The organism is Acinetobacter suaedae (assembly GCF_008630915.1).
GTDB lineage: Bacteria > Pseudomonadota > Gammaproteobacteria > Pseudomonadales > Moraxellaceae > Acinetobacter > Acinetobacter suaedae.
Genome location: NZ_CP043909.1, coordinates 1,449,019 through 1,462,092, shown reverse-complemented (window position 1 = coordinate 1,462,092; position 13,074 = coordinate 1,449,019). Strand labels below are relative to the sequence as shown.

The following is a 13,074-nucleotide window of genomic DNA, read 5'->3' as shown; positions in this document are numbered from 1 at the left end:
CTTATTGCAAAAATATTAGACAACAGCCATAGACAGAGCATGTTAGAATAATCGGCGGTCGCGTTAAGGATAGATCTATGCAGTTTGTTCATCTTGGTATTCATACAGAGTTTTCGATTACAGAGTCGATTGTTCGCATACCCGATTTGGTCAAGGCTGCTGTACAAGATGAAATGCCAGCTCTGGCACTAACTGACCTGTCAAACTTACATGCAGCAGTGAAGTTTTATGAAGCATGCCTTAAGAAAGGAATTAAACCGATTTTAGGCAGTGTCATTCGACTCAATGATGCAGAACATCGCGCTACACTATTAGCGATGAGCAATACAGGTTGGAGAAACTTGACTGAAATTGTGTCCCGAGGTTTCATCGAAGGGCAACAACTCAGTATCCCCTGCGTTCAAAAAGAATGGGTACTCGAACAATCTGAAGACTTGATTATCTTGCTTGGGCAACACAGTGATGTGGGTAAAATGCTCTGCTCTTCAAACCCACAAAAAGCTGAACCTTTATTAGAAGCATGGATAGAAAAATTTGGTAACCGTGTTTATCTAGCATTAACACGTACCGAACGCGCGGGTGAAGAAGACTTTATACAAGAAGCAGTCAAACTCGCCGCAAAATACCAAATTGGTGTCGTTGCGCATAATGATATTCATTTTATTGAAAAAGACGACTTTTACGCACATGAAGCCCGTGTTTGCATTGCTGATGGTTATGTACTCGGTGACAGTAAACGCCCCAAAAACTATAGTCCTGAACAATATTTCAAAACTGGACAGCAAATGTCTGAGCTATTCTCAGATATTCCAAGTGCAATTGAAAATACATATTACGTCGCACAGCGATGCAATGTGGCGCTACAACTCGGAACCTATTTCTTACCAGACTTCCCTATCCCTGATGGCTATACTATTGATACCTATTTTGAGCATCTGTCTCGTCAAGGTTTAGAGGAGCGCTTAAACCACCTTTATCCAATATCAGAGCGTGATGAGGATTGGGAAGATATTCGCAAACCCTATGATGAACGAATCAAATATGAAGTTGATATCATCTTAAAAATGGGTTTCCCAGGCTACTTCCTCATTGTCATGGACTTCATTCAATGGGCAAAAAACAATGGCGTACCCGTTGGACCAGGACGTGGTTCTGGTGCAGGTTCACTAGTCGCGTATAGTTTGAAAATTACCGACCTCGACCCACTCCGATATGATCTACTCTTTGAACGTTTCTTAAACCCAGAACGTGTTTCAATGCCCGACTTCGATGTCGACTTTTGTATTGCAGGCCGAGATCGCGTAATCGAATATGTTGCTCAGAACTATGGTCGTCAAGCCGTTTCACAGATTGCTACCTTTGGAACCATGGCTGCAAAAGGTGCTATCCGTGATGTTGCACGAGTCTTGGGTAAATCATATGGACTTGCAGATCGTATCTCAAAAATGGTGCCAACCAAACCACTTGGCGTTGATCTGGCGACTGCAATTGATATGGAGCCGCAACTTAAAGATATCGTCACCAACCCATCTAACCCAGACAATGATGATGCGGCTGAAATCTGGGAAATGGCGCTTAAACTTGAAGGTATCACACGAAATACAGGTAAACACGCGGGTGGTGTAGTTATCGCTCCCGGAAAAATTACCGATTACTCTGCGGTGTTGTGCGATCCAGATGGTACCAACCGTGTAGCGCAATATGACAAGGATGATGTCGAGGCAGCAGGACTCGTCAAATTTGACTTCTTGGGTTTACGGAACCTCACTGTGATCGAGGATGCCGTTCAAAATATTAATAAACGAATCAAATCTGAAACTCCACTCGAAATTGCAAATGTCCCTTTAGACGATAAAGATGCCTACTTAGTCTTTGCTGAAGCAAATACGACCGCGGTATTCCAGTTTGAATCCGTCGGCATGAAAAAAATGCTTAAAGAAGCAAGACCAAGTAAATTTGAAGAAATTATTGCCTTCGTTTCTTTATATCGTCCAGGTCCAATGGATCTAATTCCAGACTTTATTCATCGTATGCACGGTGGTGAATTTGAGTATTTACATCCATTACTTGAAAGTGTTTTAGAGCCGACATATGGCATCATGGTTTACCAAGAACAGGTTATGCAAGCAGCACAGTTCTGTGCTGGTTATACCTTAGGCGGCGCTGACTTACTTCGTCGTGCAATGGGTAAAAAGAAACCTGAGGAAATGGTAAAGCAACGCCAAATCTTTATTAAAGGTGCTGCCGAAAAAGACATTGATGAGGCAACAGCCAACCATATCTTTGACTATATGGAGAAATTCGCGGGTTATGGTTTTAACAAATCACATGCCGCGGCATATGCCCTCGTTGCTTATCATACTGCTTGGTTAAAAGCGCATTACCCTGCTGAGTTTATGGCAGCTGTTTTATCATCAGAAATGCAGAACACTGACAGTATCGTGTTCCTAATTGATGACTGCCGTAACAATAAGCTAGAAGTACTTCCTCCTTCAGTGAATATGTCTTTATATCATTTCCATGCCAGTGATGAACGTACCATTGTCTACGGTTTAGGTGCGATTAAAGGTGTTGGCGAACAGGCAATGCAGTCTGTGATCGACTCACGCATTAAAGAAGGTCCATATAAAGACTTATTCGATTTCTGTCATCGTATTGACCTAAAAAAGATTAACAAACGTACCTTAGAGGCACTTATCCGTGCTGGTGCGTTAGATTGTCTCGGCATCGAACGTTCTAGCTTGATGGCTCAACTGCCTGAAGCAGTACAAGCTGCTGAACAAGCGCGTAGTAATCGAGAAACAGGAATTATGGATCTATTTGGTGAAGTTGAAGAAGTTCAACGAAAACCAGCCAAACCTGTGAAGCCATGGTCAGATGAAGTCCGTTTAAAGGGCGAAAAAGATACGCTTGGACTGTATTTAACAGGGCATCCGATTGATGTTTATCGTCCAGAATTAAAAGCCTTTATTCCAGCAAAACTGAATGAATTGACACCAACTCGTCGCGGAGTAACAACTGTTTTTGCAGGTTTGGTCGTTGATATTGCCAACTTTCCTAACCGCATTATGATCACCTTAGATGATGGTACTGCGCGTGTAGAAATTAGCTGTAATCACGAGCGCTTCCAACGTTATAAAGAGGTCGTCAAACTTGAACAAGTCGTTGTAGTGGAAGGTGAAATTTATGAGCGTGAAGGCTTTGATCGCCCAATGGCACGTTTAAGCAAAGCATTTAGCTTAAATGAAATTCGCCAAAAACGTGCTCAAAGCATTCAAATTCAATTAAGCTCTGATTTAATGACCAAATCTTTAGCAAAAGATTTACAAATGATTCTGTTACCGTACTGTAATGTTGATATGTGTCAACATATTGGCTTACAACTACAAATTGAACAAAACTTTGCAAGTGCGGAATTACATCTAGGCCCACAATGGAAAGTTGCCCCCCTAGACGAATTACTGGCTAAATTGCGTGATTATTTTGGCAAAGATGCAATTTTCATCGAATACCAGGTGAAGTCAAAAGCAGCTAAAGTACTTGAAACACCTAAAATAAGTGTTGTCACACCACCGCCCGAAAATATGTCTATGGATGAAGCTTTGGATCTTTATCAAGCCGAAGTTTCTCAATATTCTTAAATTTGGATGATATATGAATCAATTTGAGCAAAATAATGTGACCAAATCCTTGGATCATGTACGTATCGTAATGGTCAATACAACACTTCCAGCAAATATTGGTAGTGCTTTACGTGCAATGAAAACCATGGGATTGTCCAAATTGGTCTTGGTTGCACCTAAAACATATCCCCATCCTGATATTGATGCTTTAGCTGCAGGCGCACAAGATCTAATTGAGCACATCGACATTGTAGAAACACTCGAGCAAGCAATTCAAGATTGTCATCTCGTCTTTGGAACCAGTGCACGTAGCCGAACCATTCCATGGCCATTATTAGATGTACGACCAGCAGCAAAAGAAGCTATTCAAGCTACTACCCTACAACAAAATATTGCGATTGTATTTGGACGCGAAGATCGTGGTTTAACCAATGAAGAGCTGGCTCTCGCCAATTATCATCTAACAATCCCAGTAAATCCTGAATACGGTGTGTTAAATGTCGCGCAAGCCATTCAAATTGTATGCTATGAATTAAGAATGGCTGCATTAGAGCAGTCTTGCCCATTGACAAAAACATCAGATGATCAGATGCAACTTAAACAGCAACAAAGTATGCAATGGGACGAGCCATTGGTGACACAACAACAAATGGAAGAGTTTTATCCTCATTTTGAGAAAATGTTGACTGAAATTGAGTTTTTAGATCCTGATAATCCCCGTTTACTCCCTTTACGCTTGCGTCGTTTATTCGGAAGGATACAATTAGATCGTATGGAATATCACTTATTACGCGGTGTTTTTAGTCGTGTACAGTCTTTAGCAAATGGTTCATGGAAAAAATCTCAATCGGAGGATCATAAATGATTAGACAGCTTAAAGAAGATATTGAGGCTGTATTTGCACGTGATCCTGCGGCACGTAATACACTTGAAGTCTTGACCACTTACCCTGGTATTCATGCATTAATCATGCATCGTATGGCACATGAGCTTTGGAAGAAAGATTTTAAAGGGACTGCTCGTTTGCTCTCTTCTTTTAGTCGCTTTGCCACTGGTATTGAAATTCACCCTGGTGCAAAAATTGGTAAGCGTTTTTTCATTGACCATGGTATGGGTGTCGTGATTGGTGAAACAGCTGAAATTGGTAATGACGTCACCCTATATCATGGTGTTACATTAGGTGGCACCACATGGAATAAAGGTAAACGTCATCCAACATTAGAAGATGGTGTGGTGGTTGGTGCTGGCGCAAAGATTCTAGGACCCTTCACCGTTCATAAAGGCGCAAAGGTCGGTTCAAATGCCGTTGTTACCAAGGAAGTTCCAGCAGGCGTTACTGCGGTGGGCAGCCCTGCGCGATACATCTTTAAACAACAAAACACCAAAGAGCAAACGGAACAAGAAGCCTTACGCCGTGATTACGCAGAAAGTATTGGTTTTGAACCTTATGCAACGACAGAAGATCAATCCGACCCGATTCTAGAAGGTATTCGTGTATTACTCGATCGCATGCAAAAGAATGAGAAGCGTATGAATACACTGTGCCAAAGATTATCATTACTCGATCCAACGTTTAATGGTCAAAACTCTAAGACTCAACCTTATAGTAAAGAAGAGTTAAAAATCATTGAGGAAGTACGCCGTGAATGTGAAGCGCAGAGTACAACGTCAAAAACCGAATGAGTTAAAAAAATATAACATCTCCTACATTGCAAGTTGGTTTCGCTTTTTCTAGACTAGCGGAACCAATCCCTTTATCATCTTACTAAAATTAATGGATGTAGATCATGAATTTTAAGCCTTTGGCATTACTTGTACTTTCAACTTCTTTTTTAACGGCTTGTGGTATAGCTCCAACAAAAAAAGAAAATGTTGCTGAGCCGTTTGTATTTAAAGAACCTGATCCTACTCCAGCATTCTATGCGTTAAATCCAATTCGATATGATGCACCTCCAAGTTTTGAAGTTGCCATCAAAGAGGCTGCTGCACAGCCAGTCACGAAAATGGCCGTATCACTACAAAATGATCCATCAAAATCGATGACTTTGGATGTTAACAAAATTATTATTCCAACCATTGATAGCAAACAACGCAATGTCAAATATGCTGTACTTGCTGGTGAAAATGAAGTTGATGTCACCGAGATTGATGATTTCTTACAATTAGTAGAAGGTAAGGCACGTCACTACCCACCTCGTTTCACTGAACGTCAAGAACGTAAAGGTTATGAAACTAAGCTAAAAGAAATCACTCAAAAACTTGATGCTTTAGCAGAAAAACCAAATGCATCATTTGACGTACTGTCTCGTGCATTTAAAGCGAGTGTTATGGCACGTAACCTTGATCTAGGTACATCATATACCTCTAAGTCATTGAACTATGCTCAACGTATTCTTGCGATGAGTCCAAATGACCCTGAAACAAACTTTTGGTTTGGATTTGGCTTATCTGAAGGTGGTGGTCAACGTGAAGCAATCCCTTATCTAGATAAAGCGATTAAAGGTGGCGTTCAAGAAGCGTATCTTTCTGCTGTAAATAACTATTTATGGTTAGAACAAAAGAAAAATGCAATTCAAACATTAAAGAACTATAAGATTAAGTTCCCTGATGAAGCTGAGGTTGCAGATCGTTTGATTAGTGAAATTGAATCTGGCAAACGCTGGAACGTATGGCAAGTGATGAATTAATTTTCATATTTCTAAAAATAGACTGCCCTGAGCAGTCTATTTTTTTTACATTGAAAAAACATTATTTTTTCGTATTATAAATAGCATCAAATAAGCCTACTGTGCTCATCCATCATGTTTGCATTTACCCCGAATAAATCTTTATTTGTTGTTAGTCTATTTAGTGCAATCATGATCAGTGGTTGTCAGGTCGTTAGTCTAAAACAACAAGCAATAAATGTAACAATCGCCAATGAACGTAATAGTATTCTGACGCATAAAAAATTGAGTGAGGCTAGCTTAAACGTCCTCTCAATGTCAGGAAAAGAAGCGAAAATATGTGTAAACACGCCAAATGAATGTGTAGCTGACTTACATAAAATTCCTCAAATTTTAGATGAGCAACTCTTATCAACTGCAAGTGAAATATATTTAGCTAAAGCCTTGGCATTATCTGATTCATCAGAATGTAAAATTAGCAAACTCAATAAACACCGCAATGAAGATGAACGAAAAATCAGCCAACAAAAATATGAGCAGTGTTTGGATCTTGAACTTGATTCGTTAGATAAAAGTATTCGCTATAGTTATGCCTATTTATTTAAGACACATCGCCAACCACAAGAGCGTATTTTTGATAACAGACAAGTTCAAATTCGAGATTTCTACAATCAAGCACTAACCAAATTGGTGAATGTACATAGCCTTAGAAATCCATCTAAAACCATTACCCCAACAATTAAAATTGGTAAAAGTATCTATACGATCGATATCGAATCTTATCAACGCCTGCAAAATGTTCAACAGCTTGAACAATTTGTTTCTAGCTATAATATGAATTTTTCAGGGTTAAGAGCCATTAACCGCAGAGATGGTTTTGGTTCTGATTTTGTGGCGGTCTTCCCGTCCTCAGAAGCCAATCGTGGGGAAAATAAATATATTCTTGATCCTCTGAATTATAAATATCCAAATGGCACCAACCCAAATATTCATAAAGCACGTTATTTGGCAGCGACAATCATTGCTCAACCTAAACAAGCAACTGCCAGCGTGGAAGATGTTTTAAATAATCCAAATTTTGAAATTAAAGTTTATGATCCTTACAACACTGAAAGGGTAAATATCGCAGGAAAAGCATACTCACTTGCCGCAAACTTTTCTGCGCCTTATGGTCTATGGTTAGCAGAAAACAATCTAGGTGCAGCTGCTTATCTTTCGTTGATTGACCGTGACCAGCATCTCACCATGCCACATCTTTATATGTTGGAACCTTATAATCCGAATAAAAAAGTTATCGTATTAATACATGGTTTGGCGAGCAGTCCTGAAGCATGGATTGCGGTTACCAACGATATTATGGGCGATCCAGTTTTGCGTGAAAACTATCAAGTATGGCAAGTTTTCTATTCAACCAATATGCCTATCTTAGAAAGTCGCTTTCAGACCTATGCATTATTACAACAGGCTTTTTCATCATTGAATCCTAGAGATGCTGCTGCAAAAGATGCTGTTTTAATTGGTCATAGTATGGGCGGTATTATTAGCCGTTTACTGGTAAGCGATGTAGATCTATCGAAACAAGCTTTAGCAATGATGACCAGCCGTCAGCAAGCCCAGCTCAGAAAGCATCCAGTTATTAGTGAGCGATTAAAGATGAAACCAATTCATAACTTTAATCGAGCTGTTTTCTTAGCGTCACCCCATCGTGGAACTGATTATGCTGACCGTTGGTTTACCTTAGCTGCGCGGAAAATTATCCGTTTACCTGCAACTTTTCTCACAACTTTAGCAGACACACTTACCAGTGATGATATGGATCTTAAAGATTTTGTGAAAACACTGACTAATGATGTCATCCAAAATGGGCCTAGTGATTTAAGTAAAAAATCGAAATTTATGGAGTTAACTGCCGATGTTCCACCTGAAAAAGGTCTAGTGTTCCACTCTATTTTAGGCAACATTACTAAAAGTGATGATCCAAATGTCATCACAGACGGAATCGTCCCATATAAAAGTGCTCACTTAGATGGAGCAGTTTCAGAAAAAGTTTTGCATGGCGGACATTCTATTCAAGAAACGCCTGAAGCAATACTTGAGTTACGTCGAATCCTTCGTCAGCATCTTGTTGATCATGGCTTGTATAAGCAATAAATAAAAAAGCCCAAACTAAAGTTTGGGCTTTTTTGATTCTAATTTATTAAACGCCAGAACGAATCATATAATCAAAAGCAGAGAGCGAAGCTTTCGCGCCTTCACCTGTGGCAATGATGATTTGCTTATAAGGTACCGTAGTACAGTCTCCTGCAGCAAAGACACCTTTCACATTGGTTTCGTTGCGATCATTCACCATGATCTCACCACGATTGCTTAATTCAACAGCGCTGTCTTTCAAGAAATCTGTATTCGGTAATAAACCAATTTGAACAAAGATCCCTGCAAGCTCAACCACATGTTCTTGATCTGTAGCACGATCTTTATACTTCAAGCCTGTGACTTGTGAACCATCACCAAGCACTTCAGTGCTCAATGCATTCATGATCACCGTCGTATTGGATAAGCTGTTTAACTTATCTTGTAACACTTGATCAGCTCGAAGTTTGGTATCGAACTCAACCAAGGTTACATGTTCAACAATTCCAGCAAGATCAATCGCAGCTTCCACACCAGAGTTACCACCACCAATCACAGCAACACGTTTACCTTTGAACAATGGACCATCACAGTGTGGGCAATAAGCGACACCACGGGTACGATATTCAGCTTCACCCGGTACATTCATCTCTCTCCAACGTGCACCAGTTGAAAGAATAATAGTTTTGGATTCTAGTTTGGCACCATTCTCCAGTTCAACCTCAACCAAGCCCGTTGCTGTTTGATCTGCACCAGTCACTTTGCTCACACGTTGAAGATTCATGATATCGACATCATACTCACGGACATGTGCTTCCATTTCAGCCGCAAACTTTGGACCTTGGGTCTTTTGCACTGAGGTAAAGTTTTCAATGTCCATGGTATCCATGACCTGACCACCAAAGCGTTCAGCCACGATACCTGTTTTAATTCCTTTACGTGCCGCATAGATTGCCGCAGTTGCACCCGCAGGACCACCACCAATTACCAAGACATCAAATGCATCTTTGGCATTGATCATCGCAGCATCTTTTTCCGCAGAGTTAGTATCTAACTTGGCAATGATTTCTTCCAAAGTCATGCGACCTTGACCGATATGTTGCTCATCTTGGAACACCATTGGCACGGCCAAGATTTTGCGTTGTTCCACTTCATCTTGGAAGAACGCACCATCAATCATGGTGGTCGTGGTATTTGGGTTATAAATAGCAATCAAGTTCAAGGCTTGAACTACATCTGGACAGTTATGGCAGCTCAATGAAATAAACACATCAAAGTTTGCTTTAAGATTTAAGCCTTTGATCTGATTCAAAACCTCATCATAAACTTTAGGTGCGTAGCCTGAAACTTGTAACAATGCCAAGATCAAAGAGGTAAACTCATGTCCCATTGGTAAACCCGCAAAGAACACACGCGGTTGTTCACCTGCTTTGGCAACACCAAAACTCGGACGGCGAGCGTTTGAACCGTCAAAACGCGCCGTAACTTGATCAGACAGTTCAGCAATTTCAGTCACGAGTTCTTTTACTTTCGCAGCTTTATCTGAATCATCTAAAGCAGCCACCAACTCGATTGGACTTTCTAAACGTTCTAAGTAAGCTTTTAATTGAGTTTTAATATTTTGATCTAACATGCAAATCTCCAAATTCTAAGCAGTTCAAGTCGGCTAAATTAATTTCATGGGGCTATAGTACGCAAAAGTTCAGCATAGAGGAAACAGTATGTTTTTATGAGTTTAATCGGTTTTTTAAATTTTAATCAATGCGATGTAGTGTTCGTTCGATACGCTGGCGACGAGTTTTTAAATGCTTCGCCAATATAAATAAAAAGATGCTTAAACTGATAAAAATAAAGCTCAACACCAATAACAACAGATTGACAATTTGAGACGTTTTTTCGGCTTTTTGAACACGAGGCTCCAATGATTGGGTCATTGGCGTAACACTTTTTCCATACAACTGTCGCTGCATTACCCATAATTGTTCAGGCTTGAAATTATAATCTTTGAACTGAGTTGGACTATTTTTTTCTATATTAATCAGCTGATTGACGTAAACATTTGCTGTTTGTCGATCTACAGGTCGATGCATTAAAGCGACTTGAGCTAGAACATAAGCTTTTTCTGCTGAGGGGACACGAGCTTGTTGCAAGTCTTGAGCAATCTGACTTTCAATAATATTACTCTTATAACTCATCCACTGTTGATAGGCTTGCTCCGTTTCATCTTTCCAATCGTATTGTAGATAGCTCAAACCTGACCAAAGTAAGATAAAAGCAATAATCCACGCCAGAATACGCTGTGTCCAAGCTTGCAAGCGGCGTTGAAAAAAGCCAATTTTTTTTATCCAACTTAGTAATAAAAAAGCACCAATAAAGGAAACTAAAAGCTTTAAAAATAACCATCCTACCCAAGACAATAAATTAAAAAAATAATCGACTGGTTGCTTAAAAGGAACTAGCTCTTGAACGCTATAAGGTAAATCTAAAGCCTGGACATGTAATGAAAGATCAAAGAACCGATAGATAAACTCTTTTTGTAAAAACAAAGAAGCAACCATAACGAGTGCAAATGTAGTAAGGCATACAAACCAAATCGTCAAATGACGCTGTCTCTGTCGTAAACTCGCTAAACGTTGCTCAATTGGTTGAACATTTAAATCATCTATAGGTGACAATGATCTTTCCTTTCATACGAGAAAAATTAGACTTTAGGTGGATTATGCCCACTATTTTCTAAAACTAAATGATTCAAATTTTCTTGCAAAACCCGCAATCGCGTTGTTGCTTCTGCACGTTTTTGCATACCCTCTTTTTGGATTTGAATCACATCATTCACAGTATTAATGAGGGTGTTTTGTACATGTTCAAGGGTTTCAACATCAATCACTGAACGCTGATTAGCTTTCGCTGTATCCACAGAATTTTGATGCAATAACTCAGCATTACGGCGTAATAAATCATTGGTCGTATCATCGATTGCTTTCGCCAACTGCACACTATTCTTTTGTTCTTGCAATGAAATTGCCAAACTAATCTGGTTTTTCCAAGCGGGTAGCGTAATATTCTTAATCGCGTAAAACTTATCGACTAACATTAAATTATTCGATTGAATAATACGAATCATCGGTAAAGTCTGCATCGCAGATTGCTGTAGAATCTGTAAATCGCTTACACGTTTTTCAAGATTGTTCGCTAAATGATTTAAATCATAAATTTGCTGGGTCGTCTTTTGATCTTGCTCCAGCGTCGTCAGCGTCGAAATTTGTTGCTGAATATCTTGCTGCTTCAGGTGTCCAGCTGCAATATAGACCCCAAGCTGTTTATATTCCTCTTGAACAGCATCAAACATTTTATCTAGTGTGCCTACACGTGCTTTCAAACCAGACTGAGAGCTTTCAATTTCTTTAACTAATGCATCAATTTGCTCTTTAGTTGTATTAAAGTGCTGATCAAAACTTTGCTTAGCTCCTTTAATTTTACTGAGCAACCCTCCAAAGAAACCTGAGCTTTTGGACTTATTTAAAATACTCGATGTATTCAATTGTTGTGCGACCTGCACCACTTCATTTAATTTTTGTCCTGTGGCATCCAAATCCTTGTTTTGCACAAGATTAAGCAACTCATCCGTATAAGTGGAAGTTTTAGTCGCTATATTTTTGCCGTATTCAGCCACAACAGTAGTATTGATCTCAGCAAGCTCTTTGTGTGCATTCATCACTTCAGCAAGATCTTGCGGTTGTAAGCCTAATTCTTTTAAATTTAGTCGTTCAAATCGTTGTTCTGGTTTTTCCACCAGCTCATTCGATGACTGTATCAATTCTGAATTTGACATGATGTCCCCTCTTTATTTCTGTAATGACTTTTTGAGATTTTGGATTAAATTTTCTCTGCTCTTATCTAGCTGTTCAAGCACTGCCGATGAGTTTGATTCACGACTTTGCTTTAAATGGTATTGCCAAGCAGGGATTAAAACTTGCTGTGCTTCTTTAAAACGATCTAATAGACTAAAAGATAAATGTTGAGACAATTGCATTTGTTTTATTGCGATATCATTACTGGTTTGTAGCGTTTGCAAAGTATTAATTTTTTTTGAAAGGCGTTCTACAAAATGATCCAAGCTCTGAGGTTTACTAAACTCTGGATATTCGTTTAGAAACTCTTCTGCTGCGACAATATAAACCGCCATCTGCTCTCTCAATCCTAATACCTGCTGCAATCTCGCTTGAGACTTTTGGATTTCGATCTGCAATTTTTGGCTTAAATGATTGGCTTGTTGTATTAGCTGATCTAGATCTTTAAGGTATTTGACCTGACCCGCATCATATTCAATATCAATTCCCAACCATTTTTGTATTGCGTTAAAACGTCGTCCACCCAAATATTTTTTAGATTGCGATAACTGAGTAATGATTTGTGTAATCACTTCACTCAACTGCTGGTTTAATTTAGGATCAACCCCATTTAATAACACACTTTGAGCTTGCACCAAATGATCAGCATAATGATTCAAATGATGAGGATCATTAAATAAAGGCAGTAAATCATTACGCTTGATTGCCAAGATACGCTCTGGGTCTACTTCAATTTGCGATAATGGTATGAGGTCTAGCGAAGTGGTCATGTTTACCGAATAATGTCAGAACAAATAAATTTGA

At 39.4% G+C, this 13,074-nt stretch carries 9 protein-coding genes; 5 read left to right on the top strand and 4 right to left on the bottom strand.

Annotation, left to right across the window (positions count from 1 at the left end; translation table 11 throughout):
- Positions 1–77 precede the first annotated feature (77 nt).
- The 5 genes from dnaE to F2A31_RS06815 all read left to right on the top strand — a co-directional run bounded on the left by dnaE (position 78) and on the right by F2A31_RS06815 (position 8,440).
- The gene (gene dnaE, locus F2A31_RS06835; RefSeq protein ID WP_150025741.1) at positions 78–3,641 is read left to right on the top strand and encodes a DNA polymerase III subunit alpha; all 3,564 of its coding nucleotides are present in this window, start codon (positions 78–80) and stop codon (positions 3,639–3,641) included.
- A 13-nt stretch (positions 3,642–3,654) separates the two neighbouring features.
- On the top strand, positions 3,655–4,488 hold the full coding sequence (locus F2A31_RS06830) for an RNA methyltransferase (protein WP_150025740.1): 834 nt from the start codon (positions 3,655–3,657) through the stop codon (positions 4,486–4,488).
- A complete protein-coding gene (cysE, locus tag F2A31_RS06825) occupies positions 4,485–5,306 on the top strand; it encodes a serine O-acetyltransferase (protein ID WP_150025739.1) in 822 nt (273 codons plus the stop codon). The genes F2A31_RS06830 and cysE overlap by 4 nt, the downstream gene beginning before the upstream one ends.
- A 104-nt stretch (positions 5,307–5,410) precedes the next feature.
- Positions 5,411–6,310, top strand: a complete 900-nt coding sequence (locus F2A31_RS06820; protein WP_150025738.1) for an ABUW_2363 family tetratricopeptide repeat lipoprotein — start codon at positions 5,411–5,413, stop codon at positions 6,308–6,310.
- A 114-nt stretch (positions 6,311–6,424) separates the two neighbouring features.
- Complete coding sequence (locus F2A31_RS06815; protein WP_150025737.1) at positions 6,425–8,440, top strand: esterase/lipase family protein; 2,016 nt, start codon at positions 6,425–6,427, stop codon at positions 8,438–8,440.
- A gap of 46 nt (positions 8,441–8,486) precedes the next feature.
- Here the strand turns inward: F2A31_RS06815 and ahpF are convergent, their stop codons facing one another.
- The 4 genes from ahpF to F2A31_RS06795 form a co-directional block, all read right to left on the bottom strand.
- Positions 8,487–10,052, bottom strand: coding sequence for an alkyl hydroperoxide reductase subunit F (gene ahpF, locus F2A31_RS06810; RefSeq protein WP_150025736.1), 1,566 nt, complete (start codon positions 10,050–10,052; stop codon positions 8,487–8,489).
- A gap of 121 nt (positions 10,053–10,173) precedes the next feature.
- Complete coding sequence (locus F2A31_RS06805; RefSeq protein ID WP_150025735.1) at positions 10,174–11,094, bottom strand: hypothetical protein; 921 nt, start codon at positions 11,092–11,094, stop codon at positions 10,174–10,176.
- Between the two features lie 26 nt (positions 11,095–11,120).
- Positions 11,121–12,251 (bottom strand): toxic anion resistance protein, encoded by a 1,131-nt coding sequence (locus F2A31_RS06800; protein WP_004639377.1) that lies wholly within the window; start codon positions 12,249–12,251, stop codon positions 11,121–11,123.
- Between the two features lie 12 nt (positions 12,252–12,263).
- The gene (locus tag F2A31_RS06795; protein WP_004639378.1) at positions 12,264–13,040 is read right to left on the bottom strand and encodes a hypothetical protein; all 777 of its coding nucleotides are present in this window, start codon (positions 13,038–13,040) and stop codon (positions 12,264–12,266) included.
- Positions 13,041–13,074 lie beyond the last annotated feature (34 nt).